Below are 26,070 nucleotides of genomic sequence, written 5' to 3'. Positions count from 1 at the left end.
TTACCATTCAATGACGACGCCGCCATGGGTCAATCCGGCGCCAAAGCCGTATAGTATCATTTTATCTCCCGTTTTAATACTCGATTCTTCCAAAGCCAGCCAAATGGCCAGAGGAATCGATGCCGACGAGGTATTGCCGTAAAGCTCATTACTGATCAAAGTAGACTGCAACGGGAAATTAAGCCGTTCACAAAGAGCTTTGATCATGCGCAAATTGGCGCTATGAGGCACAAACCATTGAATATCGCCCAGAGTCAGATTGCTTCTGCCCAACAGGTTATAAACACCCTCGGGAATATTCTTAACCACATATTCATATAAGAATTTACCTTCCTGCTGAAATAAACGGGTCTTACCCACCTCTTGCCCATTGACCGTTTCCGATAGGTTGCTGCAAGTGATATTGGGCGCCAGCGTTCCGTCCGAAGTAAAATATGAGGCAAGAAAACTTCCCGTTCCACTGGTTTCACCGGCCCGTTCAAGCAGCATGGCGGCGGCGGCGTCTCCAAAAAGGATACAGGTATTCCGGTCTGAATAATCCACAATCTTGGATAGTACTTCCGAAGCAACCACCAATACCTTATTGCTGTGGCCGGCCGTTATTAAGGAATCAGCCACGCATAGTCCATAGACAAAGCCAGTGCAGGCGGCGTTGAGATCCATTGTTCCGGCCTGTTTCATGTCGAAATGGCCTTGAACGATTGCTGAAACAGACGGCGTTAAATGGTCGGCCGTAAAGGTTGTTACAATGACCATATCCACGTCATCTACACGGATGTCATATTTTGCTATTAAATTTTCAACAGCCTTTATCGCCAAATCGCTTGCAAACTCTTCTTTGCCAGCCAGCCGCCGCTCCTTGACCCCGGTGCGGCGAGTAATCCATTCATCAGTTGTATCCACCATGCTTTCCAAATCATGGTTCGTTAATTTTCGCTGCGGTACGTATGCGCCCACCCCTGTTATTTTGGAACGTGAATTGATATTCATTACCCCCAATTCATGCCAACATCATCAGACGTTATTACCTGATACTAATATCTGATGGTATGATTGTAGCATAAATCAGAATCTTTTGCAAGGGTTCTCCCCCAAACGCCCCGCTGCCGCTCAGTTTAACTGATTTCCGCCAGAATCATTTTCAGCCGCTGCCTCTGCTCCTCTCTTTCCAGCGGCAGCCCGTACTGATAACAATCCAGCACATCCGCGTCTTTGACTATCTCCTCAAGCGGCGTTCCGATCTCGGTCTTGCTGCTGTGATTTTTGGCCGCCTGTGCCAGCCGCTCGATTTCATCCGCGGTAAAGCGGCCCGTTTCCGCCAGGAAGTGTTTTAGCGGTGCATAAGCTGCGGCTGCATGGCCGCGCTGTTTGCCGGTGATGATACGGCCATAGTCGTGTACAGAGCAGGCAATGGCCGCCAGTTCGGCATCCACGCCCCGCTTCAGCGCCAATATTTGCCCGATCTTGGCACAACTGATCGAATGGATCCTTTCCCAATCCAGAGAATGGTCTCGGTCTGCGGAATCCTTAAACTCAGCTATTTTTTTTAACAAATTCGCCTGTGTGGAAAAAATCCTGCTCATAGCTTCCCCTCCATGACTGATGACCGCCCCGGCTTATTGCTAATTTCACTGCGCTATATTTCGCTGCGAAAAGATTATTCAATTCGCTTTCAAGGTACTTAACCTTCGTTTCTAATTTGTGGATAATATCCTGAACCTCTTCTTCGTTCTTAAAGATTACCTTGCCTACACCGGCTATAATCTGGCCATTCTTTATAATCGGCAACCTTTGAACAATTGTGTTTTTTCCCCTGATCTGCTGAATCTCTCCGATTTCCGGAATACCTGTTTTGATAACGATGTGCAACCGGGTAAAGTCAATGACTTCCGTGACATGCCTGCCGATGGCATCTTCCTTTTTAACGCCCAGAATGTTCTCGTAAGCCTTATTCAAAAACACTATGATCCCCTGTGTATCGACGATCGCTATACCCTCGACGGCACTGTCAATAATGGTCTCCATTATGGCATCAAGGTCCAGCATTCTAGCTCACACTCCCTTTGCTTTACAGACAAATAACTTCTTTGTCAACTGCAAAACCCCTTTTTTGTGAAATCCGCCCGAAAAGATGAATAAAGAAAGCACGGGGGCTGCCATGATCACGGCAGCCCCCAGACCTGAGGCTTGGCGTTTCGCTGGGATGGAAAAAGCCTCTCCGGAATAAACCGTCCTATTCAGGACAGCTTTTTATACGTTTGTCACTCTGTGGATAAAATAGGTCACCGCCAGCAAATCGGCAGAACCCCCGGGACTGATATTCCTGCCGATAAAGATGGCATCCAACTCCTCGATCCTGGCTCTGCCCTGGCCGGTCAGCATGCCGCCAGCGGCCATCACCGCCCTGGCCTCCTGTTGAACGTAGGTCAAAGTGGAGTTGTCGTGACGATTTAAAATTGTCGTGTCCTGGGTTTGGGTCATCAGGGCCATCAGGGTATGCACCAGTGCGTCATTGAGGGAAAGGCCGGCTTCCAGCCCCTGCTGCAGTGCAGGGAGACCTTGGCAGGTAACTATCGGAAGCCCGGCGGCAATTTCACCGCGAATGCCGGTAATGCCGTGACGCAGGTACAGGCGCTCGCCGGCAGTCAGTTTTTTGATCGGGTTTATACTTTTTAAAGCCGTCAGTTCCTGCTCCACAATATCGCGGCACATGGCAGCAGCGGAGGCCAGAATCGGCTCAACCAGGAAACTCTTATCCCGGCGCAGGACCATGGCGGCAGCTCCGGTGATCACTCCCAGCAAAAAGAGCAGTCCCTTTTGAGTATTAACCCCTTTCGTGGCTGCAAGCATCTTCCCTTCGGCGGCTATGCCGATGGTCCGCAGCACAGGCAGCAGTTCCGCCGGGTCTCCCTCATGCTGCCAGCCGGCCAGGGCGCATTGATACAAGGCCTGACTGATGGCACTGCTGCTGGCGATAAATGTGAAAAAATCCATGTCCTGGTGGGCCCCGGAATTGTACCGGTCAACCAGTCCGGGAGCAGGCGTGCAGGCCACTTCCACCATCATGGCTTCCAGGGCTGTTTGTCCGATCATTGTCACCGGAGCAGGCCAGGGGTTGGTCTTTTCCGCCTGAAAGAGCTGCAGCAGGCGGCGGACGGCAGCCAGGATCTCTTCGGCTGTGTGGCGCCGGGCCCGCATGCAGTCACTGGCCCGCTCCGAGCAGATAAAACAGGTCCGGGGCTTTATTCCGAGCGTATCCCGGCTTAGCTGGGCTCCCTGGGCATCAAACACATCTATATCCAGCAGCCGTCCATAGGGAAGGGTATCTTCAAGCTCGACGCTGATCTCTTTGAGGACTGCCGCCTCACCCCGGGCGGCCAGAATGGCCGTAGGCCCGGCCGGCATATGACAAAGCCGTTCCTCCAGCAGAATAAGACCGGCGGAGCGAAGCGGGCGGCGGATTTGCTCCAGCGCCCGGTAGACTAAGTCTGCCGTTTCTTGACTATACTTGACATTTCCCGGCATATTGACGGTAATGCTCACGACCGGGGTACGATAGATTTGCCGCAATTCGGCCTGAACTGCAGCTCTTTGTTCTTTAGCGGCCAAGACATCGTCCAGGCTGACTTGACGGCTGGGCTTTCTTTGCATAGGCTCACACTCCTAAAATCCTGTTGCCAAACTCATCTGCGGCTCCCTAATGACGTGAACCGGACTTCCGACCGGTGTGTCGATCCCTTTATCGTCCAGGGCAATCACCCCGGAATTTTTCGCCAGAGTCTCCGATAGGCGGCCAGTGTCCATTTGCCTGGATAATTTCTTTCTCGGCAGGAACAAAAATTTCCTGCAGTTACACCCTCCGGCTTTATTTTCCATTCATTTTGTGATAAAATCACGATAAGCTCAGGAAAGTAGCTATATAACCCAACTGCCCCATGCAGACCGGTAATTTCATGATACCAACAATGGGAGGAACGCTATGGAACTGGATCAGCAGCTCAAAATCAATCAAGGGCTGGAAATTTATCTTGATCCTGACATGACGGGAGACAAATACCTTAGCCAGATAGCAGCTGCAATGCCTGAATTCATCATTCTGACCCTGCCGGTCAGGGGCCGGGAACCGATTCTTCTTCAGCCTGAAAGCCGGATTTATTGCCGGGTCGTCATGGATGATGTTCCTTATGTATTCAGCAGTTGGGTGCTGGCCAATGATGAAACCCGGCGTCTGACCCACATTGCCGCGCCGGAGAGTTTTATCAAGCATCAAATGCGACAATTTGTAAGAGTGGAGACATGTCTTCCTGTAGCGGTGGAAGAACCTGAAAGCAAGCAGGATTTCCCCGGATACATTATCCAGAATATCAGCGGCGGCGGAACGGGGCTTCTGGGCCACCAGGCTCTGGCGCTGAACGAAACATATTATCTGACCTTTGATCTGCCTGATGCTGGGCAGATGCGAATTTTGGCCAGAGTCCTGCGTAGCAGCGGAGACGAAACAAACCGGGTGAAAATAGGCCTCGAATTCGTGGGACTGAGCGAAACAAACCGCAACAAAATTATGAAGTACATCTTTAAAATACAGGCGGAACGCCGCCGCAAAACTTAGTTTGCAAAAGAGACCTGGGTACCCAGGTCTCTTTCTTTATTTTCTATTTTGGGGGATTCGATATTTTAACATAATTCCTTCATGATTCGAAAAGACAGATCTTACAGCGCCGTCATAGGAGAATAAATCCTTCTTTTATTGGCGTCCAGCAAATGATTCAGCAAGTCGTCTTTCCCGTTGTCGGCTTTCACGCCATTTTTGGCAGCCTTGGCCGCCTCTTCCTCCGCAAATTCGTCGGCGGCATCCCGGTGAGGAGGAATATTAAAGGCCGCCTCCATGATTTTTCTCACGATGGGCGCTGCCGAATCGGAGCCGTAGCCCCCCTGTTCCACAATCACCGCCACCGCGATCCTGGGATTTTCATAGGGCCCGTAGGCCACAAACCAGCCATGATCATCCCCATGAGAATTCTCGGCGGTACTGGTTTTGCCGGCAATCGTAATCGGCAGTCCGCCAAAAACATAACCGGCAGTGCCATGAGGCTCCGTAACTTCCCTCAGGGCGCTCCGAATGGCACTGAGAGTCTTTTCCGATAACGCCACCCGGCCGGTTTCCTCCGGTTCAAAGGTTTTAACCGTCTCACCGTTGGAAGACACAATCCGGCTGACCAGGTAAGGACGGTAACGATGGCCTCCGTTGGCGACCTGGCTGATCAATGCGGCCATCTGCAGCGGCGTTGCCAGTTGAAAGCCCTGACCGATGGCCGCGTCGAATGTCTCGGACAGATACCATTCCTCACCATATACCTTTTTCTTATATTTGCGGTTGGCCACCAGGCCTTCGCTTTCATTCGGCAGATTAATCCCGGTAGGGGAACCCATGCCAAAGTCCCTGGACCATTTCTCCATGGTATCGATACCCAAACGGTTACCCATTTCATAAAAATAAACGTTATTGGATTTCACCATAGCCTCATGGAAATCGATCAGTCCTAAGGCGGAGCCGTGGGAATTGCCTTTGGCTACCAACCAGTGACGGCCTTTATCCATAATCTTTTCCTCCAGCGTCACTTTCCCCGTCTCCAGAGCTGCCGCCCCTATAATAATTTTAAAGGCCGATCCCGGAGGATACTCGGCGTTAATCGCCCGGTTCTGCATAGGGTTAAAGGGATTGTCATTAATGGTTTTCCAGTCTTTCACCGAAATGCCGCCGTTAAATAGGTTGGGATTAAATGTCGGGCGGCTGACCATGGCCAAAATGGCGCCGGTCTGGGGGTTCATCACCACGACGGCGGCCGCCTTGGCATTGGGATTGCCGAATCGTTTCTGGAGAAAATTCAATCGGTCATCCATGGCCTTCTCCGCCGCCCTCTGGATCCTGGCATCAATGGTCAGCACCAGGCTGTTGCCCGGCACCGGCTCCTTTTTGCCCAGCATCTTGACCGGATGTCCCCCGGCGTCCACTTCCACCCGGGCCCCGCCGTCAACCCCTCGAATTTCTTGATCATAGACTTTTTCCAGGCCGAACTTGCCGATCAGATCGCCCAGTTTGTACCCTTTATCTTTTTGGCCTTCCAGCTCAGAGTCACTGATTTCGCCCACGTAACCGAACAAATGGGCAGCCAGCTCATCATAGACGTAATTTCGCACCGATTGAACCTCGATGACCACCCCGGGCAAATCATCGCGCCGTTCTTCGATTTTGGTAATAATCTCATAGCCTACATCACTTTTGATCCGTATGGGTTCCCGCTGATTACCCTGCTGGGGGATTTTAGACTTAAGGTCTTCCAGCTTCATGCCCAAAATATCCGCCAGCTTCACTAACACATCATCCGGCACCGGACCGGACAGAGGCACCAACGATACTGTAAAACCAGGCCGGTTAGAGACCAATAACAAGCCGTTCCGGTCATAGAACAGCCCCCTGGGTGCTGTGACCGGCATGATTTTGATTCGGTTATCATCAGCAAGCTGTTGGAAATTATACCCATGAAACAACTGTAAATAAGCCAGCCGCAGTATAAGAACAGTAACGATCAGCCCGCCAATATAAAGCAGGATATCCAGCCGGTAATTCGAATGCTTGCCGACCATTGCTCCAGCAATCCTTTCGTTGAGGAGACCGTGAAAGAGCCTAAATTCAAGGCCGCAATAAATTGGTATGAGTCTCCCAGTAGTATTTGTAGTAGTGCATCGTTATACAAGTAAAAAAGACCAAAAAAATAGCCCGAAAGACCGTTACGATCATTCTGTTTCTGTTGTTATGTTGATCTTCCTTCGCCGCAAAAACTCGGAATACCTTTAGGTAGATTCATCCAAAAAGGCATCCATAATTTCACAGGACGCGATTGACGTTATGAGAAAATTCGATTATAATAAACTGAGAGTACATGAAGTACGTGAAAGCAGCCAAACTGCGCCGCAGATTGTTTTTTTCCTACGGCTTGAAGCTGTACGGAACGCCAAGAAGGCTAAGCACTTAGCCTTCTTTTATTTTTTCTAAACGACAGGAGGAATTGATATGATCCGAAATGCAAAATGGATTGCTTTTATTTTGGCCGGAATTTTGACCGTTTGCCTGATTTTGCCCGGATGCACGGGACCTTCCGGGAAAAGCCAGGCTGACAGCCGCCCCCGGGATGAACTGATTATTTCCGTAGGCAAGGGAGCCGCCAGCGGCGGCTATGATCCCTGCACCGGGTATGGCATTTACGGCTACGGACTGTTTTTCAGCTCACTGTTAAGATTCAATGCCGACATCGAAGTGCACCCGGACCTGGCTACCGGTTATACCGTAAGTAAAGACGGCCTGACCTATACCTATCATCTGCGGGAGGACGTCAAATTTTCCGACGGAACCCCCCTGACGGCAAAAGATGTGGTGTTTACATATCTGACAGCGAAAAGCAGCGGCTCCAGCGTTGATTTGACCGTGTTGGCCTCTGCCCAAGCGGTGGATAACAAGACCGTGGTCTTTATCCTCCATAAGCCCTGGTCTCCTTTCGCCTCCACCACTGCCCTGCTGGGCATTGTACCGGAGCATGCCTATGGCAGAGAATTCGGCGACAAGCCGGTGGGAAGCGGCCCTTGGAAGCTGGCCCAGCTTGACAAGGAGCAGCAGCTGATCGTTGTGCCTAACGAATACTACTACGGTACAAAGCCTTCCTTTAAGAAGGTCACCATTCTCAATCTGGAAGAAGAAGCAGCCCTGGCCAGCGCGAAATCCGGCCGTCTGGATGTGGTAATGGTGAACCCGGAATATTCGAAAGAAACCGTGGAGGGCATGCATCTGGTGGCCCTGCCTACCGTGGACAACCGGGGCTTTAATCTGCCGGTGACCCCGGAAAGCTCCAGAGCTGACGGCAAGGTGGCCGGCAACAACGTCACCAGCGATTTCGCCATTCGTAAAGCCCTCAATATCGGTATTGACCGGAAGAAAATCATTCAAAACGCCCTGAGCGGCGTGGGAACCCCGGCCTATGGCCGGGTGGATGCACTGCCCTGGTTCAACCCTTCAACGCCATTTAAAGACAATCAAGTGGAAGAAGCGCGTCAGATCCTGGAGGCGGCAGGCTGGAAAGATACTGATGGGGACAGCATCCGGGAAAAGAACGGCCTGAAAGCCGAATTTACCATCACCGGCCGTACTGATGACCTGCAGCGCTACAATCTGGCTGTCGCCCTCAGCGAAGATGCCAAAAAGCTGGGAATCCACCTAAAGGCTCAGGCAGCTCCCTGGACCGACTGCAAATCCCAGGCGCTGCATACCCCGACCTGCTGGGGCAGTGGCGACTACAATCCTCTTGATTTATATAATGGATACTATTCCCAAATGGCTGGTGTAGGATCAAACAATCCTTCATCATATTCCAATCCCCAGGTGGACGCTTATATCGACCAGGCCCTGGCCGCCACCAGCATGGAAGAGGCTATTCGGTACTGGCAACTTGCCCAGTGGGACGGAAAAACCGGCATCAACGCTGATTATCCGTTTCTCTGGATCGTCAATATTGATCACACCTATTTTGTCCGGGATGGCTTAGATCTGGGCAAACAGCTGCTTCATCCCCACGGGCACGGACAGCCGGTCATTGCTAATATGAATGAATGGCAAATGCAGCAATAACCGGAAGTCAACCAGAATTCCACTGATCAGGCAAAACCATTGGAGCGGATGAATCCGAAGCGCCAATGGTTTTGCTGATGACTTGGCCGGGAGGAAATTATGAGTAAAAATGCACTGTTGCATATCGGCTGGACCCTGCTGCGCCTCAGCAGCCTGCTGGTAGCGGTCAGCATTCTGGCGTTTGGGCTGGTTATATCATCCCCCATTGATCCGGTAGACGCCTATGTAGGATCTGAGTCAGGGGTCTCCCAGGAACAGCGCCAAAACGTGGCGGCATACTGGGGACTCGATAAGCCGCCGGGGGAGCGGTATTTTATTTGGGCCCGGAATATGCTGGCCGGCGATATGGGAACCTCCATCACTTACCGGCTGCCGGTATCCCAAGTGATCGCCGAACGGTTTCAGACCTCTCTCGCCCTGATGGGAACAGCCTGGGTACTGTCAGGCTTGCTGGGCTTTATTCTAGGCGTCGTGGCCGGAGTTTACCGAGGAAGCGTCCTGGACCGGGGCATCAAAACCTTTTGTCTGATTTTGTCTTCCACGCCGGCCTTTTGGCTGGGACTGCTGCTGTTAACCCTGTTCGCCGTTCGGTTGGAGTGGTTCCCCATCGCCCTGGCTGCGCCTATCGGCAAACTGTCCGGCGAGGTCACTCTGGGCGAACGGATTCATCATTTGATCCTGCCGTCCCTGACTCTGAGTATCACCGGCGTAGCCGCTATTGCGCTCCACACCCGGCAAAAACTGATCGATGTAATGGCCAGCGACTATATGCTGTTTGCCTATGCCCGGGGCGAAAAGAAATGGCCGGCGGTCCGGCGTCACGGTATCCGCAATATTATGCTGCCGGCCATTACCTTGCAGTTTGCTTCCTTCAGCGAACTGTTCGGCGGCTCGGTGCTGGCTGAGCAGGTGTTTTCCTATCCCGGTCTGGGCAATGCCGCCACCCTGGCGGGACTAAGAGGAGACGCCCCGCTGCTCTTAGGGATCGCTCTCTGCAGCGCGGTCTTTGTCTTTACCGGCAATCTTCTGGCCAACATTATCTACTGTTTGGTCGATCCCCAGATCAGAGAGGAGCGGTCCCATGGATAATAGTTTTGCCTCTCGTTTTTGCCATGCCGGCCATGCTAAAAAACTTTTCCGCCTGAACCGGCGAACCCAGACCCTTGTTTTCCTGTGTCTGGCAACGCTGTTTATCGTTATTGTGGCTGCCGCCGGGGTCCTTATGCCCCCCCAGGCCTATGCCCCCGACTACTCGGCCCAAAAACTCATTCCATCCTTATCTCATCCTTTCGGCACAGACTATCTGGGCCGGGACATGTTCTTCCGCACGGTCAAGGGTCTGTCCACCAGCATTTTAATCGGCCTGCTGGCCGCTGCCTGCAGTTCGGGGATTGCTCTGACTCTGGGCATCCTGTCGGCGGTTGCGGGCGGCAAAGTGGATAAAGCCATCAACTGGCTGGTGGATTTATGCATGGGCATGCCCCATATCATCATGCTGATGCTGATTTCCTTTATGCTGGGCAGGGGCACCAGCGGCGTGATCATCGGCGTGGCCCTGACTCACTGGCCCAACTTGACCCGGGTAATCCGGGCGGAGGTCCTCCAGGTCAACAGCGCCCAATATGTGGCCGCCTCCCGCAAACTAGGCAAAGGAAGCTGGTGGATTGCCAGAAAGCATATGATCCCCCACGTGCTGCCCCAATACATTGTCGGGCTGATCCTGCTGTTTCCCCATGCCATCCTCCACGAAGCCGCCATTACCTTTCTCGGGTACGGCCTGCCTCTGGATATGCCGGCTGTCGGCGTCATCCTGGCCGAAGCCATGAAGCATCTGGTCACGGGGATGTGGTGGCTGGCCTTTTTTCCCGGTCTGGCGCTGCTTGGAACCGTCTTGATGTTTGATCTCATTGGCGATCACCTGCGAACCATTCTGGACCCTCACAGTGCTCATGAATAAAGGAGGATAAGCCATGAATCCGGCGCCCGGTCAAACTCCCCTCTTAGATGTGCATGATCTTTCCGTCACCTTTCGCATGTACGATAAGACCCTGCGGCAGCACAACCTGCAGGTAATTTCCGAATTAAGCGTAACCGTAAATCAGGGAGAAATTCTGGCCATTGCCGGATCCAGCGGTTCCGGCAAAAGCTTGTTGGCTCATGCCGTGCTGGGATTGCTGCCTGCCAACGCCACAGTGAGCGGCAGGATGCTGTATCAGGGACAGGAATTAACCCCCTCCCGGCAGGAACAGCTGCGGGGCAAGGAAATCGCCCTGACGCCTCAAGCGGTGACCTATCTTGACCCGCTGCTGCGGGTGGGTGATCAGGTGCGGGGCGGCAACAAAACCGCCGCCGTCACCGCCCAGAGGGAAGCCTTTCAACGCTATGATTTACAGTCTGAGATCGAAGCCATGTTTCCGTTTCAGCTCTCCGGCGGCATGGCCCGGCGGGTGCTGGTCTCCACGGCAGTCCTATCCGGGGCCAGGCTGATCATTGCTGATGAACCCACCCCCGGACTGGGAGCCGACATTGCCCAGGACATGATGAACACCTTCCGGGAACTGGCGGACAGCGGCAAAAGCGTGATCCTCATCACCCATGACATTGAACTGGCCTGTGCCATAGCCGACCGGGTGGCGATATTCTACGGCGGCACTACGGTAGAAGTGGCGGCGGCAAAAGATTTTACCGCCGGCGAGGCAGCCTTGCGGCATCCTTATTCTAAAGCCCTGTACCGGGCGCTGCCTCAAAACGGCTTCCGGCCTCTGGCCGGCTTTCAGCCCTATGCCGGCAATTTGCCAACAGGCTGTCTGTTCACAGCCCGCTGCGGCTTAAAAACCCCGGAATGCAATAAAAAAATCCCCTTGCGGGAACTAAGGGGCGGCAGTGTGAGGTGCGTCCATGCGACTTGAAGCCAGACAAATCGGTTTTCACTATAGCCAAGGGTCCTGGATTTTAAAGGATATCAACCTATGGATCAACGAAAATGAACGGGTCGGCCTGGTGGGGCCCAGCGGCTGCGGCAAAAGCACTCTGGCCCGGCTCCTGGCGGGCTATCTTACGCCCCACACAGGCCAGGTCCTTCTGGACGGACAGCCCCTCCCTTCCCAAGACTACTGCCCGGTACAGCTGATTTACCAACACCCGGAAAAAGCCCTGAACCCTCGCTGGAAATTGCGCGACTCGCTGTATGAAGGCTATACACCGGATAACGCCCTGCTCCAATCCCTGGGAATTGAGCCGGACTGGCTGGACCGCTGGCCCAACGAGCTTTCTGGCGGCGAGCTGCAGCGGTTTTGCCTGGCCCGGGTGCTGGGGGCAAAAACCCGGTTTCTGATAGCCGACGAAATCAGCACCATGCTGGATGTAATCACGCAAGCGCAGATATGGAGCTACCTGCTGGACATTATCCAGCAGCGGAGCATGGGGCTCTTGGTTATCACCCATAACCTGGCCCTGGCCAGACAGATTTGCAGCCGCATCGTGGATTTTGCCTGCCTCAGTCCCAGGGATGAAGCGGGTAAGCGTTGAATACATCAATACGCACCTCGAACATACGGTTCCAGGGGTGACTGGCCTGAAACAGCCGGAGGGGGAAACTGCCAAACCGGTCCGCCGCGAATTTTTTCAATTCAGCGGTGGTCCTGGCTTCCACCGCCGGCTTTAAAATTCCCAGAGAAACTGCTGACTGGGGAAAGGGCGCCAGAACTTCCCGCAGCATCAGTGAGCGAACGTTGGCCTGATAGGCCCAGTCATCCAACAGGCGCACTGTCAAGAGCTTATCCTTGTCCTGGCCGGACATCCTGGCGCTGAGTATCCCCTGGCTAAGAGCAAAACCCAGGCTATTGCTGGCTGTATTCCAGCCGGAATAGGCATGAATTCTGTTCAGCAGGTCCCTCTGGGCTAAAAGCTGCATCAGGGAATTGTCGGAACCGTTGGCGAAAGCCACGTCGGCAATCGCTACCCTCTTGCCCAAGTTGATTTGCTGTTCCACCATAGCCACAAACTGCCGCAAGGCGACCGTTGGCCGGACAATATTTCCGCCGGCGCCGGCTTCCGGCGTTCTGCCGTTGGGAGGCGTATTGATAAGCAAGACCAGATTGGCCCGGGCTGGGTCCCGCACCGGCAGCCCGCCGGCGGCAACAATATGATCCAGAGCGCTGACTCCGACTGGTTCCCCCTGATAGGAAGGAATCGTCTGCTCCCCGCTGCCTTCCGCATATTGCACCGCTATCAAAGGAACCTGAAAGGTCAGTCTGTTGACGGCCCGAGTTAAAAGGACCATGCCCAGTTGATCCGCGCCGGAAAAGGTGGCAAACACCCGTGAGGAAAGATCGGCCGCCTCCCGTCGCAGATGACGCAGTTCCCGCTGGGTCTGAGAGTAGGGCCCGTTGTCGTCCCGCCCCAGGATAAAATAATCAAACAGTCCCTCCCGGGTCCGTTGCAGCAGCATGAGGTTCAGCCGGTGATTTTTGGCCCTTCTCCCGTTCCAGTCCGTCAATATCTCTGCCGGTAAAAGCTGAATCAGTTCCTCCATCTCTTGCTCTTCTTTACCGCTAAGCCCGAGCTGCTCCTGTCTGTCGAGCAATGCCCCGTAGCGGTAAATCTGCCAGCCACGGGTTTCTATGTATGCCGGATCGGTTCCCCCGGCCGATCCCTGAGGCGAACGCATCACAGTGGAAAATCCGTACAGCCGCAGCCGGGGATTTTGCCGCCGCAGCTGCTGAAAATTCTCCACTCTTTGCTGCAGCAGTCTATCCGGGATAAGGTGAGTCCGGGATGACACCAGCCCGCCATAAAGCAAGGCGTCGGCGGATACAACCGCCGCATCGGCCCCTTTGGCCGCTTCCTGCAGCCACTGCCACAGTCCGTCAGGATCTCCCGCCCTGTCCCGGCCTGACAGGAGAAACCTGGGAGGCGTCACAATCTTCATTCCTGCAGCCTGCAAGGTCTCCACCGGGTCCCTTAAACACACCGGCCGGTCATCCAGCGGCACATAGACCAGTGTGGCGGCCGATACGGTCAGGGACAGGCTGAATAATATACAGGCCATACAAGCCAAAATCCGCAACAGCGGCAGGCATGGTCTTTCCTTCACCCTATCGCCCCTTTTCACCTGAATGATAGCAATAATTATATCATGATCCCTATATTTTGTGATAATGGTATGATAATCCAGTCTCAATGCCGATCCACTCACGCCTGCCTTTTCTGCTGATCAAGGTCAGCCGTGCAAAATCAGAACATGTGCATTTTTTTATGATTTAATGTTGACAATGCCGATCGGATTTGTTACCATTAATGCAGAGTAAATCACTAGGAATTAGTGGTGGGCGGTGATGAAATGAAATTGTCTACCAAAGGGCGCTATGGCGTAAAATCCGTCTTGGAACTGGCGATCCATTATGGCAAGGAGCCGGTCTCTATCAAGTCGATTGCCGAACAGCACAGTATATCGGAATACTATTTGGAGCAGTTGTTTGCCCAGTTGCGCAAGGCGGGCATTATCAAAAGCATTCGCGGCGCTTACGGCGGTTATACTTTAAACAAACCTCCCGGTCAGGTGCCGGTCTACGATATTATACAAGTCCTGGAAGGCGACATTGAAATATCCGATTGCGTGGAAGATACAGCCTGCAGCAATATGAACCAATGCGCCACCCGGCTCCTATGGGTCAGGATCAAGGAAAGCATTGACAGCGTGCTCAAATCGACTACTCTACAGGATATGGTTGATGATTATAATATGATGAACCAAAATCAAAAGGACGGTGTAGAACGTGAGTGAAAAACAAATTTATCTGGATCATTCGGCCACAACGTACATTAAACCGGAAGTTTTCAACGAGATGCTGCCTTATCTGAATACATATTACGGCAATCCCTCTTCTATCTATGCCATGTCGCGGGTGACCGAACAGGCCATCGACCAGGCCAGGGAAAGAGTTGCCAAAGTTTTAAATACCGCGAAAGACGAGATCTATTTTACCGGCGGCGGCTCGGAAGCAGATAACTGGGCCTTAAAAGGTGTAGCCTTTGCTCATAAAAACCGGGGTAACCACATTATTACCACTAAAATTGAGCATCACGCGATTCTACACACTTGCGAGTTTTTAGAGAAAAACGGATTCCAGGTGACCTATTTGCCGGTGGACAGCCAGGGCTTTATCAATCCGGATGAGTTAAAAAAGGCTATTACCGATAAAACTATCCTGGTGTCGGTGATGTTCGCCAATAATGAAATCGGCACGATTGAGCCGATTTCGGAAATCGGCAAGATTTGCCGGGAAAGAAACGTATTGTTTCATACCGATGCCGTCCAGGTGGCCGGGCATGTTCCCATTGATGTGAAAGCCTTGAATATTGATCTTCTGAGTTTGGCAGCTCACAAATTTTACGGTCCCAAAGGCGTGGGAGTTCTGTATATCCGCCGGGGTGTAAAAATCGACAGCCTGATTCACGGCGGCGGACAGGAAAGAGGCAAACGGGCCGGCACAGAAAACATCGCCGGCATTGTTGGCCTGGGAAAAGCCCTGGAACTCTCGGTGTCCAATATGGAGGAAGAAAATCGTCATTTGGGCTTCCTGCGGGACAAACTGATCAACGGACTGACCCAAATCCCCTATACACGCTTAAACGGCCCTGCCGGCGATAAACGGATGACCAGCAATGTAAATGTATGCTTTGAGTTCATCGAAGGCGAATCTATGCTATTGCTCTTAGACAGCAAAGGGGTCGCAGCTTCCAGCGGCAGCGCCTGCACCTCCGGCTCCCTTGATCCTTCTCATGTGCTGCTGGCAATCGGACTACCCCATGAAATCGCCCACGGCTCTCTCAGACTCACCCTGGGCAGCGCCACCACTGAACAGGACATCGACTATGTACTGGAAGTCCTGCCGCCTATCGTGCAGCGACTGAGAGATATGTCGCCTCTGTGGAAAAAATTCTTGCAAGAAGAGGGGAAAGCGCAATGAACTATAGTGAAAAAGTAATGGATCACTTTATGAATCCGCGAAATGTCGGCGAAATCGCCGATGCCAACGGCGTCGGCGAAGTCGGCAACGCCGTATGCGGCGATATTATGAAAATCTATTTGAAAGTGGAGAATAACCGTATCCTGGATGTAAAATTCAATACCTTTGGCTGTGGCTCAGCCATCGCTTCCTCCAGCATGGCTACGGAGATGATTAAAGGCAAGACCCTGGAAGAAGCCTGGGATCTGACCAATAAGGCGGTAGCCGAGGCTCTTGACGGCCTGCCTCCGGTTAAAATGCATTGCTCAGTGCTGGCCGAAGAAGCCGTTCACAAGGCCATTAATGATTATCGCATCTCCCAGGGCCTGAAACCATGGGATTACAAGGAACATACCGATATTCACGAACAAGTCCACGGTCATTAATAAAACAGTCCCGGCAAATTGCCGGGACTGTTTTATTTCTCCTCGTCCGTGCCGCGAAAAAGTTCATCATGCTGATATATCGTGTGATATACCCAAAAGGCGTTTGCCAGCAATAATCCGCCGGTGAATAAGAATACATTCTGAATGCCAAAGGCAGCTGCCATTTGTCCGCCTAACATCGACCCCAAAAACATGCCCACATACTGGGCGGACTGATTAAAGCCGAAAGCCCGGCCGGTAATGGCCGGCGGCGTGCTGTGCTTGATCAGGCTGTTAACGGACGGCAGCAGACCGGCGACAGCCATGCCCAGCATAAAGCGGAGGATGCCCAATTCCCATGCATGACTGACAAACGCCTGGGGTATATAGATAATCCCGGCTGCCGTCAATGCCGCCAGCAGCACCTTATGAGGGCCGATCCGGTCGGAGATCTTGCCCAGCTTGGGAGCGGCCAGAAGACTGGCCAGACCGGAAGCGGCGAAAACCGCACCGGATACCAGGGCGATATGAGCCGCATCCGCCGACAAATGAGAGATATAAACGGTAATAATCGGCTGGATCGCCATGAGAGCCAACTGTAGCAGCAAGGTAGTGATCAAGAGACAGACAGTGTCCCGAGGATGAGGCAGTCGGCTCCATACTTCGTGGAAATCCAGAGCCGGCTGGGTTGTGTCGATTTTTTTCTCGTAAATGAACCGGTACGAGGCAATAAAGGCGAGAAAACACAGAATCCCGATAACAAAAAAATTGCCGCGAAAACCGACAAATTCCGATAAAACCCCGCCTAATAAGGGGCCCATCAAGGTTCCTCCCACCTGGGCGCTGAAAAGCACTCCCAAGGCCCACCCCGCCCTCTCGGTGGGAGTCTGAGTCCCCACCAGTGTAACCACTGTCGACTGGAAGCCGGAAAGTGTCCCCTGCATCAGCCGCAGTCCGGCCAATTGCCAGACATTTTGCGCAAAGCCCATACAGGTCATGATCACAGCCAAAGAAAAACTGGCCCGCAAAATCATCGGCCTGCGTCCGTATTGATCGGATAATCTTCCCCAGATAGGAGAGAAAATAGCTAAGCTGACAAAATTGAGGCCAAAGACAATGCCCGACCACCTGGCGATGTCCGCCTGGCCATGAACTCCCAGATGCTCCACATACAGAGGCAGTATCGGAGCCATCTGGCTCATTCCCAATGATACAATCAGTGTCGCCAGCCAGCAGACCCCGAGATTTTTTTCCCAAGATTCCATAATAACACCTGCGTACAATAATTTTTTTAAAAATTTATTTTATAGAAATGGATGATAATCCTATTAAGCATAACTCCAATCCTATTAAAATGCCACATCCTAATTTTCGATAATTTGAAATGACCTGACACATTCATGTGCGCAGGCCATCTTTTACCGATTTAAATAATACTTCACGCATGAAATTCTCAAAGATGAAAAAGACTAATACGGTGATAAGCGTAGTACGCTGATACGCATATATGAAAGTAGAGGTGTTGATGCCGTGTCCGGCAGCAAACAAAAGAAACCAACCCCGGTCCAACAGCAATACCAAAAATTTGCCGACGACAGGGAGCCAAAGCGCCCCATCCTGGCCAATTGCATACGGGCTTTTATTGGCGGCGGCGTAATTTGTACCATCGGCCAGGGAATTCAGTTTTTTTTTATAACCAATTTTAATTTTGACGAAAAATCAGCCGGCGATCCTACTGTGGCCATTCTGATTCTTCTCTCGGTGATTCTGACCACATTAGGCGTATATGACAAAATCGCCCAATGGGCTGGCGCCGGTTCAGCCGTTCCGGTTACCGGTTTTGCCAATACCATCGCCTCAGCTGCCCTGGACCACAAAAGCGAAGGCTTTGTCTTAGGGGTCGGAGGCAATATGTTTAAAATCGCCGGACCGGTGATCGTTTTTGGCGTCTTTAGCGCTTTTATTGTGGCAATCATCAAAATACTGATCGAATCGTTAGGCGGGATGTAAATATGTTGCAAGGACAACAAACCTGGATTTTTCCATCCAAACCGATCATCATCAGCTCGGCAGCTGTTGGCGGCCCCTTTGAGGCCCGGGGCAAGCTGGCTGATGATTTCGACCTGTTGCACGATGACATCTGGCTGGAGCAGGATAGCTATGAACAGGCCGAAAGAGAACTTTTGGAGCAAGCCTGCGAAATAGCCATCCAAAAAGCCGGAGTGACCAAAGAAGCTATTCAGTTTTTTCTCAGCGGTGATCTGATCAATCAGATCATTCCCAGCAGCTTTACCGCCCGCAGCTTGGGGGTGCCTTTTCTGGGCGTCTACGGCGCCTGCTCCAGCTCCATCGAGGGTCTGTCCCTGGCCTCGCTGATAGTAGAGAGCGGCTTTGCCCTCAATGCCTTGATCGCCACCTCCAGTCATAACGCCGCGGCGGAAAAACAATACCGCTATCCCACTGAATATGGCTCCCAGAAACCGCCCACCGCCCAGTGGACTGTCACCGGCGCCGGAGCTGCCATCGTGGCCAAGCAGGGTCAGGGACCGCGGGTCGTAGCGTCGACCATTGGCCGGGTGATTGACTTAGGGGTTTCCGACCCGTTCAACATGGGAGCGGCCATGGCGCCGGCAGCAGTGGACACCATTGAATCTCACTTCCGTGATTTAGGAATTACCCCGTCTCACTATGACCTGATTGCCACCGGCGATTTAGGCCAGGTGGGCCACCGCATCGCCAGTGATTTGCTCACCCAGCGCGGGCTTGTTATTCCGGAAGAAAAGCTGACCGACTGCGGCCTTTTAATGTACAGGGAAGATCAGCAGGTTTTAGCCGGCGCCAGCGGTTGCGCCTGTGTCGCTACCACCACGTTTGGCCATTTGTTAAACCGCATGCGCCGGGGAGAACTGAACCGGATTCTGGTTATCGCCACCGGGGCCCTGCTCTCCCCTATGTCTTATCAACAAAAAGAAACCATCCCCTGCATCGCCCATGCGGTGTCCATAGAACGATAACAAGGGAGGTCTTAGCGTGGAAAAATTTATTTTGGCGTTTGTCGTCGGCGGCGCAATCTGCGTGTTGGGGCAACTCCTGATGGACGGATTGAAATTGACCCCGGCCCATACCATGGTCACACTGGTGGTATCCGGCGCCATATTGGGAGGATTCGGATTGTATGACCAGCTGATTCAGTTTGCCGGCGCCGGGGCTTCCGTTCCGATCAGCAGCTTTGGCAATTCACTGGTCAAAGGCGCCCTGCAGGAGGCCGAAAGAACCGGCATCATCGGGGTATTGACCGGTATCTTCAAAATCACCAGCAGCGGCATCTCAGCGGCGATTATTTTCGGTTTTCTAGCGGCTCTCCTGTTTAAACCGAAGGGATAATACAAATCCTGCAAAGCAAGAAACTTTGCAGGATTTGTGCTTTTATCGCAGATTTTCCGCTGCTACTTGCGCCGACTATGTAATTCTTTCAGCAGTTCGGCCGGAGTTAGATTGTGATAGGACAGCAATACCAGGCAGTGATACCACAAATCCGCCATTTCGTATAATATTTCATTTTCATCCTGATTTTTGGAGGCTATGATGGTTTCAGCCGCTTCTTCGCCGACTTTTTTCAGGATCTTATCCTGTCCCTTATCAAACAGATAATTGGTATAAGAACCTTCTTTGCGGTTTGTTTTACGGTCGGTAATGACCCCATAGAGTTCATTCAGAATGACCGCCGGGGTAAAGTCGCTGACAGCAGCCGGCTCAAGGTTGGTTTGCTCCGGGACATACAGTTTCCGGCTGAAGCAGGAGTAACTGCCTTCATGGCAGGCCACTCCCACTTGCTCTACCTTGACCAGCAGCGTGTCGGCATCACAATCAAAATAGATTTCACGGACTTTTTGGATATGGCCGGAGGTTTCGCCTTTATTCCATAAACGTTGGCGGCTGCGACTGTAAAACCAAGTCAATCCGGTAGCTATGGTTTTCTCAAGGGATTCCTGATTCATATAGGCCAGCATCAGCACAGCGCCCGTGTGCGCATCCTGAATCACAGCCGGCATCAGGCCGTTTGCGTCAAATTTCAGGTTTTTCAGGTCCAGGTTCATAATCTGACCTCCACCTTTCGCTGTTTCAGATATTCTTTCACGGCTTTAATCGTAAACTGACTGTAGTGGAACACCGAGGCGGCCAGTACTGCGTCGGCCTTGCCATCGGTCAGGGCTTCATAAAAATGTTCCAGACAGCCGGCGCCGCCGGAGGCGATAACCGGTACAGACACGGCTTCGGCCACCGCCCGGGTCAGAGGAATATCGTAGCCGTCTTTGGTGCCGTCCCGGTCCATGCTGGTCAGCAGGATTTCGCCGGCTCCCAGGGCCGTGGCCTTTTGCACCCACGTCAGCACGTCCATGCCGGTGGGAATCCTGCCGCCGTTGATACAGACCTCCCAATGGCCGGGTCCGGCCTGACGGGCGTCAACCGCCAGCACCATGCACTGACGGCCGAATCGCCTGGCGCCTTCCGCCAACAAAAGCGGGTTGTTCACCGCCGCGGTATTCAGTGAAACTTTATCGGCTCCCGCCTGGAGCATCTTGCGGATATCCTCAGCGGTGCGAATGCCGCCGCCTACGGTAAAGGGAATAAAAACCTGAGAGGCAGTGCGTTCTACCACATCCACCATAGTATTTCTCTGTTCCTCCGAGGCGGTAATATCCAAAAAGATCAATTCGTCGGCCAATTCCCGGTCATACACCGCCGCCATCTCCACGGGGTCGCCGGCGTCTCTCAGGCCGACAAAATTGGTTCCCTTAACCACCCTGCCGTCCTTTACATCCAGGCAGGGAATAATGCGTTTGGTAAACAACTCTATACCCCTCCCCGAATTTGCCGCAATGCTTCTTTTAACGAAAGCGTCCCGGTATATAAAGCTTTGCCGATAATCACTCCCTCGATCCCGGCGGGAGCTTTTTGCAGGACCAAAATATCCCTCATATCCCGGACGCCGCCGGAGGCGATAACCGGTATGCCGGCGGCGCGGGCGATTTCGCAGGTCTCAGGCAGATTTACCCCGGCCAGGGTTCCATCCCGGCCAATGTCGGTATAAATAAGCCGCCGGACCCCAACTGCCGCCATTTTTTTTGCCAGATCAACCGCAGCCACTCCGCTGCTCTCGACCCATCCTTCCACCGCAACCCGGCCCTGTCTGGCATCGATGCCGACCACAATCCGTTCGTCGTACTGTCGGCAGGCGGCCTCCACCAGTGCGGGATTTTTCACCGCCGCCGAGCCCAGGATGACTCTGGCCACACCCAGCGATAGCAATGCCTCGATGCTTTGAAGGGTACGAATGCCGCCGCCTACCTGCACCGGCAGACCGCTTTTTCTTACAATGGCGGCAATGATTTCCTCATGGACCGGGGTTCCGGCCACAGCCCCATCCAGGTCCACTACATGCAAATATTCAGCCCCGGCAGCTGTCCATTGCAGCGCCATCGCCACCGGATCCCCGGCAAAAACGGTCTCCCGGTCAAACCTGCCTTCAGTTAATCTGACACATTTCCCCCCGCGTATATCAATCGCCGGAAATAAGATCATATTGTCACCCGCTTCAAGGGGACGGTTCTTTCGAACCGTCCCGGTATTATATGTTATCTATAAAGTTTTTGAGGATTTTCAGGCCGGTGGCGCTGGATTTTTCCGGATGGAATTGAACGGCCTGAATGGTGTCCTTTCCCACCGCCGCCGTCACCGTTCCGCCGTAAACAGCGGCAGCGGTGATGATGGACGGGTCGGCGGGCACGGCATGATAGCTGTGCACAAAATAGACGCAGGGAGATTCCCCCAGTCCGACAAACAAGGGACTGCCGCTGCTCAGGGACAGGCTGTTCCAGCCCATATGGGGCACCTTTAATCCGGGGGCCTCAATGTTTTTTACCAAACCCGGAAAAATGCCCAACCCGGGTATGCCAGGGTCCTCCTCGCTGCCTTCAAACAACATTTGCAGTCCCAGGCAAATACCGAGAAAAGGGGTTCCCCGGTCAATCACCCGGCGAATGGTATCTATCAGGCCGAACCTGCCCAGATTGGCCATGCAGTCGCCAAAGGCCCCGACTCCCGGCAAGACAACTTTACCGGCCTGCAGGATGGCATTAGGACTGCCGGTAACTTCCGCCCGAACTCCCAGGCCGGTAAAGGCTTTTGCCACGCTGCCCAGGTTACCCATACCGTAGTCGATGATGGCAATATCAGCCTTGCTGTTCATAACGCGCCTCCCTGCTAAAGTATTCCTTTCGTGGATAATACTCCCCGGATTCTCTCGTCCTTCCGGCTGGCTTTGTCCAGAGCCCGGCCCAGAGCCTTGAACACCGCCTCCAGGATGTGATGAGTATTCTTGCCGGCCAGCAGCCGTACATGCAGGGTCACACCGGCATGTACGGCAAAGGCCCGCAGGAACTCCTCGGCCAGCTCAGTGTCAAACTCACCCACTTTCTGGGCAGGCAAAGGGACCTCGTAAACCAGATAGGGGCGGCCGCTGATATCGAGGGAAACCGTGGCCAGGGCTTCATCCATAGGAACAAAAGCTGTGCCGTAGCGGCGGATGCCCTGCTTATCCCCCAGGGCGGCGGCAAAGGCCTGCCCTAAGACAATGCCGACATCCTCCACCGTATGATGGGCATCTACCTGCATATCCCCTTTGGCCTCCAGTGTCAAATCGAACAGACCGTGACGGGTCCAAAGCGTCAGCATATGATCGAAAAATCCCACGCCGGTTTGGATAGCAGCCGTTCCGGCGCCGTCCAGATTTAGGACGGCTGCGATTGCCGTTTCGGCTGTTTTTCGTTCTATATCAGCGAGTCTCACCATAGGAATCTCCTTTCGGGAATCCTGCGCCGCCGCTTGGTTCCCGGGTCTTATGATACCGTTCCAATATATTCATAGCCAAATTATTTTCTATTCTGGTTCCCACCGTAATCCGGAAGCATCCCTCCAGTCCCTGATAATCGCTGAAGTCCCGGATACCGACACTCTGAGCGGCGAACATTTCCCGCAAGGCGGCAGGTTGCTCTACCCGGATCAGCAAAAAGTTGGTTTTGGAGGGGTAAACCTGAACAGTTGATAAATGTCCCAAACTGTCAGTCATCCGCTCCCTTTCGGCTATCGTCAGGGCAATGTCGGCGGCAAAAGCCTGCCGCGTCTCCCAGACAGCTGTAGCAGCCGCTAAAGACAGCGCATTCATATGATAAGGCAATTGGGCTTTGATCACTGCCGCCACAATATCCGCCGCCGCCAGCATATAGCCTGCCCGGACCCCGGCCAGGCCGTAGGCCTTGGAAAAGGTACGGGTAATAATCAGGTTGGGAAACTGAGGCAACAGGTCACTGACCGATTGGCCGCAATATTCATAATAGGCCTCATCCACTACCACCGGACAGGTAGCAGCTGCCAGTACGGTCCGGATGTCAGTCGATTGCATCACGTTGCCGGTGGGATTGTTGGGATTGCAGAGAATAACCAAACCGGCCTGTTCACTCTGAGCAGCGCCAATGACTTTTTCCATATTCGGGCTAAAATCCGCTTCCAGGGGAATAGCGAAGGCCGGACTGTCTGACAGTTTGGCATACACGGAATACATGGAAAAAGACGGGGTGGGGTAGATGATTTTTCGACCCTCTCCTCCAAACACAGTGCAGATCACTGCCAGCAGCTCACTGGACCCGTTTCCCAGCAGCACATTGCCTCCGTCCAGCCCAAATGCGGCCCCGATTTTTTGCCGCAATTCCGTTGCGCCGCTGTCGGGATAGCGGTTGAAATCCAGGCCCGCCAGACGGTTTAAAACTTGCTCTTTCACCGCAGAAGGCAGATTCTCCGGCCGTTCGTTGGCGTCTAGTCTGACGCGCCATTGAGTTTCTGCGGTGCTGTAGGGTTTTAGTTGGCTGATGTTCTCACGAATTTTTTTCACTCTCATCTTCCCTCCTCATGCGCACGGCATTGGCATGGGCCCCAAGCCCTTCGGCGTCAGCCAGCCGGATGATATGTTCGCCGGCAGCCGCCAGCGCCTCTTTGGTATAGGCGACAATACTGGTCCGCTTCATGAAGCTCTCCACATTCAGCACCGAATAAAACCTGGCAGTGCCGCCCGTAGGCAGCACATGATTGGGGCCGGCCAGATAATCGCCCAGAGGTTCAGGCGAATAAGGGCCTAAAAACACTGCACCGGCATGACGGACCAAAGGCAACAGGGAGAAGGGCTCCGCCGTGAGGAGCTCCAGATGTTCCGGCGCCGCTAGATTGGCTACCTCCATGGCCTGAGCCATATCTGCTACGGTAATGATCATGCCGTTGGCCGCCAGCGACGCCGCCGCAATGTCCCGCCGGGGCAAAAGAGCCAGCTGCCGGTCCAGTTCCTTCTCTACCCGGGCCGCCAGTTCGGGACTTTCAGTGGCCAGAATCGAGGAAGCCAGTTCATCATGTTCAGCCTGGCTTAACAGATCCGCCGCCACATAACGCGGATCAGCGGTCCGGTCGGCTACGATCAGAATTTCGCTGGGACCGGCCAGCATATCGATATCACAAAAGCCATATACGGCTTTCTTCGCCAGGGTAACGAAAATATTGCCCGGCCCGGTAATCTTATCCACCCGGCCGATTGTTTCGGTGCCAAAGGCCAGGGCAGCCACGGCCTGGGCGCCGCCCAGTCTGTATACCTTGTGCACACCGGCCTGGCGGGCCGCATACAGTACATAAGGATTGACACTGCCGTCACGGGCAGGCGGCACGGCCATGATGATTTCCCGTACGCCGGCTACGGTGGCCGGCACAGCGTTCATAATCACTGAGGAGGGGTAGCTGGCCTTACCCCCGGGTACATAGATGCCCACCCGTTCCAGGGGCAGGCAGGCCTGTCCCTGCATGGCGCCGTGGTCCCGATAGGTCAGCCAGGTCCTGGGCAGCTGTTCCCGGTGGAAGCGCCGGACATTTTCAATCGCCAGATTGATGGATTCTTTCAGTTGGTCGTCCACCTGAGATTCTACCGCCGCGAATTCTCCTTGGCTGATTTCTAAGGTCTCCGGGGTAAGCTCTACCCCGTCGATCAACCGGGTATAGCGGATGAGCGCCTCATTGCCCGCCGATCGCACATCTTCAATAATCTGCGCCACTACCTGAGAAGCAGTCATTTCCCGTCCAAACATGGCCTCCATTCTTTTTTCAGCCGCTGCCGGCAGCCGTACAAGATCAAAGGGCGGTTTCCGCAGCAAATTCGCTAATTCCTGTTGGTCCATGCCGACCGCATCAAACCTTCGCATCAGGGCACCCACTTTCCAGTTTTTCCTTCAGTTGACCCAGCAGCCGGTTAATCCGCGCGGATTTCATCTTGAAGCTCACCCGGTTGGCGATAAACCGCGCCGTAGCAGGATGGATCTCGGCCACCTCCACCAGATTATTCTCCCGCAACGTCCTTCCTGTCTCCACCAGATCCACGATGATTTCGGCCAATCCCACCATGGGAGCCAGTTCAATAGAGCCATTGAGTTTGATAATTTCCACCTGGATACCCTGGCTGTGGAAGAACCCTTGGGCAATCCGGGGATATTTTGTCGCCACTCGCATGTGAGCGTAATCGCTGAGTTTTTCCCGCTGCAAGGACTGGGGAACTGCCACCATCATGCGGCAAAAGCCGAATTTCAGGTCCATCAGCTCATAGACATCTTTACTGTCTTCCAGCAGTACATCCTTGCCGATGATGCCGATGTCAGCCGCGCCGTATTCCACATAAGTCGGCAGATCCGCCGGCTTGGTGATGATGAAGTGCATCTTGCCTGTCTCATTGGTGATGACCAGCTTGCGGGAATTCTCCCTGAGATCCTCCGGTGCATACCCCAGCTCCATCAGCATTTTCGCCGCCGGTCCGAATAATTTGCCTTTGGGTAGAGCCACCGTTATGTAATTCATATCACTGGCTGTCATTTTACTCTCCTATTATTTCTTTAATTAGTTAAAGTATTAATATGCTAATATAATAGCATTGTTC

The 26,070-nt window shown here is 53.3% G+C and carries 27 protein-coding genes; 12 read left to right on the top strand and 15 right to left on the bottom strand.

What is annotated here, in order from left to right:
• The 4 genes from ALO_RS02540 to citG all read right to left on the bottom strand — a co-directional run bounded on the left by ALO_RS02540 (position 1) and on the right by citG (position 3,651).
• Positions 1–984 (bottom strand): ketoacyl-ACP synthase III, encoded by a 984-nt coding sequence (locus ALO_RS02540; RefSeq protein ID WP_040292589.1) that lies wholly within the window; start codon positions 982–984, stop codon positions 1–3.
• A 131-nt stretch (positions 985–1,115) separates the two neighbouring features.
• On the bottom strand, positions 1,116–1,583 hold the full coding sequence (locus ALO_RS02535; RefSeq protein ID WP_040292557.1) for an HD domain-containing protein: 468 nt from the start codon (positions 1,581–1,583) through the stop codon (positions 1,116–1,118).
• Positions 1,534–2,046 carry a PAS domain S-box protein gene (locus ALO_RS02530; RefSeq protein WP_004092538.1) on the bottom strand — a complete coding sequence of 171 codons (513 nt, stop codon included), beginning with the start codon at positions 2,044–2,046 and terminating at the stop codon, positions 1,534–1,536. Before ALO_RS02530 ends, ALO_RS02535 begins: the two co-directional genes overlap by 50 nt.
• A 204-nt stretch (positions 2,047–2,250) precedes the next feature.
• A complete protein-coding gene (citG, locus tag ALO_RS02525) occupies positions 2,251–3,651 on the bottom strand; it encodes a triphosphoribosyl-dephospho-CoA synthase CitG (protein WP_004092537.1) in 1,401 nt (466 codons plus the stop codon).
• A gap of 328 nt (positions 3,652–3,979) precedes the next feature.
• On the opposite strand from citG, the gene ALO_RS02520 reads away from it, so the two are divergent.
• Positions 3,980–4,609, top strand: coding sequence for a flagellar brake protein (locus tag ALO_RS02520; RefSeq protein ID WP_004092527.1), 630 nt, complete (start codon positions 3,980–3,982; stop codon positions 4,607–4,609).
• 101 nt (positions 4,610–4,710) lie between these two features.
• On the opposite strand, the gene mrdA is transcribed toward ALO_RS02520, so the two are convergent.
• Positions 4,711–6,645, bottom strand: coding sequence for a penicillin-binding protein 2 (mrdA, locus tag ALO_RS02515; RefSeq protein WP_004092526.1), 1,935 nt, complete (start codon positions 6,643–6,645; stop codon positions 4,711–4,713).
• A gap of 427 nt (positions 6,646–7,072) precedes the next feature.
• On the opposite strand from mrdA, the gene ALO_RS02510 reads away from it, so the two are divergent.
• From ALO_RS02510 to ALO_RS02490, 5 genes are all read left to right on the top strand, one after another.
• Positions 7,073–8,677: an ABC transporter substrate-binding protein gene (locus tag ALO_RS02510; protein WP_004092524.1), complete on the top strand. Its 1,605-nt coding sequence runs from the start codon at positions 7,073–7,075 to the stop codon at positions 8,675–8,677.
• A gap of 99 nt (positions 8,678–8,776) precedes the next feature.
• A complete protein-coding gene (locus ALO_RS02505; RefSeq protein ID WP_004092522.1) occupies positions 8,777–9,766 on the top strand; it encodes an ABC transporter permease in 990 nt (329 codons plus the stop codon).
• Entirely contained in the window at positions 9,759–10,634 is an 876-nt protein-coding gene (locus ALO_RS02500) for an ABC transporter permease (protein WP_004092520.1), read from the top strand. The genes ALO_RS02505 and ALO_RS02500 overlap by 8 nt, the downstream gene beginning before the upstream one ends.
• 13 nt (positions 10,635–10,647) lie before the next feature.
• Entirely contained in the window at positions 10,648–11,586 is a 939-nt protein-coding gene (locus tag ALO_RS02495; protein WP_004092518.1) for an oligopeptide/dipeptide ABC transporter ATP-binding protein, read from the top strand.
• Complete coding sequence (locus tag ALO_RS02490; RefSeq protein WP_004092517.1) at positions 11,576–12,205, top strand: ABC transporter ATP-binding protein; 630 nt, start codon at positions 11,576–11,578, stop codon at positions 12,203–12,205. Before ALO_RS02495 ends, ALO_RS02490 begins: the two co-directional genes overlap by 11 nt.
• Here ALO_RS02490 and ALO_RS02485 read toward each other — a convergent pair.
• Positions 12,174–13,874 carry a DUF4127 family protein gene (locus tag ALO_RS02485; protein WP_139025299.1) on the bottom strand — a complete coding sequence of 567 codons (1,701 nt, stop codon included), beginning with the start codon at positions 13,872–13,874 and terminating at the stop codon, positions 12,174–12,176. The genes ALO_RS02490 and ALO_RS02485 overlap by 32 nt on opposite strands.
• Positions 13,875–14,018: 144 nt before the next feature.
• On the opposite strand from ALO_RS02485, the gene ALO_RS02480 reads away from it, so the two are divergent.
• The 3 genes from ALO_RS02480 to nifU are packed head-to-tail and all read left to right on the top strand — an operon-like array spanning position 14,019 to position 16,073.
• Complete coding sequence (locus tag ALO_RS02480; RefSeq protein ID WP_040292554.1) at positions 14,019–14,462, top strand: RrF2 family transcriptional regulator; 444 nt, start codon at positions 14,019–14,021, stop codon at positions 14,460–14,462.
• Complete coding sequence (gene nifS / locus ALO_RS02475) at positions 14,455–15,648, top strand: cysteine desulfurase NifS (RefSeq protein ID WP_004092505.1); 1,194 nt, start codon at positions 14,455–14,457, stop codon at positions 15,646–15,648. Before ALO_RS02480 ends, nifS begins: the two co-directional genes overlap by 8 nt.
• Complete coding sequence (gene nifU, locus ALO_RS02470) at positions 15,645–16,073, top strand: Fe-S cluster assembly scaffold protein NifU (protein WP_004092504.1); 429 nt, start codon at positions 15,645–15,647, stop codon at positions 16,071–16,073. The genes nifS and nifU overlap by 4 nt, the downstream gene beginning before the upstream one ends.
• A gap of 32 nt (positions 16,074–16,105) precedes the next feature.
• On the opposite strand, the gene ALO_RS02465 is transcribed toward nifU, so the two are convergent.
• Positions 16,106–17,317 carry a multidrug efflux MFS transporter gene (locus ALO_RS02465; RefSeq protein ID WP_004092503.1) on the bottom strand — a complete coding sequence of 404 codons (1,212 nt, stop codon included), beginning with the start codon at positions 17,315–17,317 and terminating at the stop codon, positions 16,106–16,108.
• A 265-nt stretch (positions 17,318–17,582) separates the two neighbouring features.
• Between ALO_RS02465 and spoVAC the strand changes: the two genes are divergently transcribed.
• The 3 genes from spoVAC to spoVAE are packed head-to-tail and all read left to right on the top strand — an operon-like array spanning position 17,583 to position 19,436.
• On the top strand, positions 17,583–18,062 hold the full coding sequence (spoVAC, locus tag ALO_RS02460; protein ID WP_004092501.1) for a stage V sporulation protein AC: 480 nt from the start codon (positions 17,583–17,585) through the stop codon (positions 18,060–18,062).
• A gap of 2 nt (positions 18,063–18,064) precedes the next feature.
• A complete protein-coding gene (gene spoVAD, locus ALO_RS02455; protein ID WP_004092499.1) occupies positions 18,065–19,066 on the top strand; it encodes a stage V sporulation protein AD in 1,002 nt (333 codons plus the stop codon).
• 16 nt (positions 19,067–19,082) lie between these two features.
• Positions 19,083–19,436: a stage V sporulation protein AE gene (gene spoVAE / locus ALO_RS02450; RefSeq protein ID WP_004092497.1), complete on the top strand. Its 354-nt coding sequence runs from the start codon at positions 19,083–19,085 to the stop codon at positions 19,434–19,436.
• 62 nt (positions 19,437–19,498) lie between these two features.
• Here the strand turns inward: spoVAE and hisIE are convergent, their stop codons facing one another.
• From hisIE to hisG, 8 genes are read right to left on the bottom strand one after another with little or no spacing between them, the layout of a single operon-like run.
• On the bottom strand, positions 19,499–20,149 hold the full coding sequence (gene hisIE / locus ALO_RS02445; RefSeq protein ID WP_004092495.1) for a bifunctional phosphoribosyl-AMP cyclohydrolase/phosphoribosyl-ATP diphosphatase HisIE: 651 nt from the start codon (positions 20,147–20,149) through the stop codon (positions 19,499–19,501).
• Positions 20,146–20,904 carry an imidazole glycerol phosphate synthase subunit HisF gene (hisF, locus tag ALO_RS02440; protein WP_004092494.1) on the bottom strand — a complete coding sequence of 253 codons (759 nt, stop codon included), beginning with the start codon at positions 20,902–20,904 and terminating at the stop codon, positions 20,146–20,148. The genes hisIE and hisF overlap by 4 nt, the downstream gene beginning before the upstream one ends.
• A 2-nt stretch (positions 20,905–20,906) precedes the next feature.
• Entirely contained in the window at positions 20,907–21,635 is a 729-nt protein-coding gene (gene hisA / locus ALO_RS02435; protein WP_004092493.1) for a 1-(5-phosphoribosyl)-5-[(5-phosphoribosylamino)methylideneamino]imidazole-4-carboxamide isomerase, read from the bottom strand.
• A 46-nt stretch (positions 21,636–21,681) separates the two neighbouring features.
• Entirely contained in the window at positions 21,682–22,302 is a 621-nt protein-coding gene (hisH, locus tag ALO_RS02430; RefSeq protein WP_004092492.1) for an imidazole glycerol phosphate synthase subunit HisH, read from the bottom strand.
• A 14-nt stretch (positions 22,303–22,316) separates the two neighbouring features.
• Positions 22,317–22,901: an imidazoleglycerol-phosphate dehydratase HisB gene (hisB, locus tag ALO_RS02425; RefSeq protein WP_004092491.1), complete on the bottom strand. Its 585-nt coding sequence runs from the start codon at positions 22,899–22,901 to the stop codon at positions 22,317–22,319.
• Complete coding sequence (gene hisC, locus ALO_RS02420) at positions 22,888–24,006, bottom strand: histidinol-phosphate transaminase (RefSeq protein ID WP_139025298.1); 1,119 nt, start codon at positions 24,004–24,006, stop codon at positions 22,888–22,890. Before hisC ends, hisB begins: the two co-directional genes overlap by 14 nt.
• Positions 23,984–25,345 carry a histidinol dehydrogenase gene (hisD, locus tag ALO_RS02415; RefSeq protein WP_040292547.1) on the bottom strand — a complete coding sequence of 454 codons (1,362 nt, stop codon included), beginning with the start codon at positions 25,343–25,345 and terminating at the stop codon, positions 23,984–23,986. Before hisD ends, hisC begins: the two co-directional genes overlap by 23 nt.
• Positions 25,332–26,006, bottom strand: a complete 675-nt coding sequence (gene hisG / locus ALO_RS02410) for an ATP phosphoribosyltransferase (RefSeq protein ID WP_004092488.1) — start codon at positions 26,004–26,006, stop codon at positions 25,332–25,334. The genes hisD and hisG overlap by 14 nt, the downstream gene beginning before the upstream one ends.
• Positions 26,007–26,070 lie beyond the last annotated feature (64 nt).

It is taken from the genome of Acetonema longum DSM 6540, from assembly GCF_000219125.1.
Lineage (GTDB): Bacteria > Bacillota > Negativicutes > Sporomusales > Acetonemataceae > Acetonema > Acetonema longum.
The sequence above is the reverse complement of the archived record's forward strand: the minus strand, read 5'-3'. Positions and strand labels throughout refer to the sequence as shown.

What these genes read in the sequence shown, in the direction of transcription:
- ALO_RS02495 (WP_004092518.1), top strand. Translation starts at nt 10,648, where the DNA reads ATGAATCCGGCGCCCGGTCAAACTCCCCTCTTAGATGTGCATGATCTT.
- hisA (WP_004092493.1), bottom strand. Translation starts at nt 21,635, where the DNA reads ATGATCTTATTTCCGGCGATTGATATACGCGGGGGGAAATGTGTCAGA.
- ALO_RS02490 (WP_004092517.1), top strand. Translation starts at nt 11,576, where the DNA reads ATGCGACTTGAAGCCAGACAAATCGGTTTTCACTATAGCCAAGGGTCC.
- ALO_RS02530 (WP_004092538.1), bottom strand. Translation starts at nt 2,046, where the DNA reads ATGCTGGACCTTGATGCCATAATGGAGACCATTATTGACAGTGCCGTC.
- ALO_RS02510 (WP_004092524.1), top strand. Translation starts at nt 7,073, where the DNA reads ATGATCCGAAATGCAAAATGGATTGCTTTTATTTTGGCCGGAATTTTG.
- nifU (WP_004092504.1), top strand. Translation starts at nt 15,645, where the DNA reads ATGAACTATAGTGAAAAAGTAATGGATCACTTTATGAATCCGCGAAAT.
- ALO_RS02535 (WP_040292557.1), bottom strand. Translation starts at nt 1,583, where the DNA reads ATGAGCAGGATTTTTTCCACACAGGCGAATTTGTTAAAAAAAATAGCT.
- hisD (WP_040292547.1), bottom strand. Translation starts at nt 25,345, where the DNA reads ATGCGAAGGTTTGATGCGGTCGGCATGGACCAACAGGAATTAGCGAAT.
- hisC (WP_139025298.1), bottom strand. Translation starts at nt 24,006, where the DNA reads ATGAGAGTGAAAAAAATTCGTGAGAACATCAGCCAACTAAAACCCTAC.
- ALO_RS02520 (WP_004092527.1), top strand. Translation starts at nt 3,980, where the DNA reads ATGGAACTGGATCAGCAGCTCAAAATCAATCAAGGGCTGGAAATTTAT.
- citG (WP_004092537.1), bottom strand. Translation starts at nt 3,651, where the DNA reads ATGCAAAGAAAGCCCAGCCGTCAAGTCAGCCTGGACGATGTCTTGGCC.
- spoVAD (WP_004092499.1), top strand. Translation starts at nt 18,065, where the DNA reads ATGTTGCAAGGACAACAAACCTGGATTTTTCCATCCAAACCGATCATC.
- ALO_RS02480 (WP_040292554.1), top strand. Translation starts at nt 14,019, where the DNA reads ATGAAATTGTCTACCAAAGGGCGCTATGGCGTAAAATCCGTCTTGGAA.
- hisH (WP_004092492.1), bottom strand. Translation starts at nt 22,302, where the DNA reads ATGAACAGCAAGGCTGATATTGCCATCATCGACTACGGTATGGGTAAC.
- mrdA (WP_004092526.1), bottom strand. Translation starts at nt 6,645, where the DNA reads ATGGTCGGCAAGCATTCGAATTACCGGCTGGATATCCTGCTTTATATT.
- ALO_RS02500 (WP_004092520.1), top strand. Translation starts at nt 9,759, where the DNA reads ATGGATAATAGTTTTGCCTCTCGTTTTTGCCATGCCGGCCATGCTAAA.
- ALO_RS02465 (WP_004092503.1), bottom strand. Translation starts at nt 17,317, where the DNA reads ATGGAATCTTGGGAAAAAAATCTCGGGGTCTGCTGGCTGGCGACACTG.
- hisG (WP_004092488.1), bottom strand. Translation starts at nt 26,006, where the DNA reads ATGACAGCCAGTGATATGAATTACATAACGGTGGCTCTACCCAAAGGC.
- ALO_RS02505 (WP_004092522.1), top strand. Translation starts at nt 8,777, where the DNA reads ATGAGTAAAAATGCACTGTTGCATATCGGCTGGACCCTGCTGCGCCTC.
- hisIE (WP_004092495.1), bottom strand. Translation starts at nt 20,149, where the DNA reads ATGAACCTGGACCTGAAAAACCTGAAATTTGACGCAAACGGCCTGATG.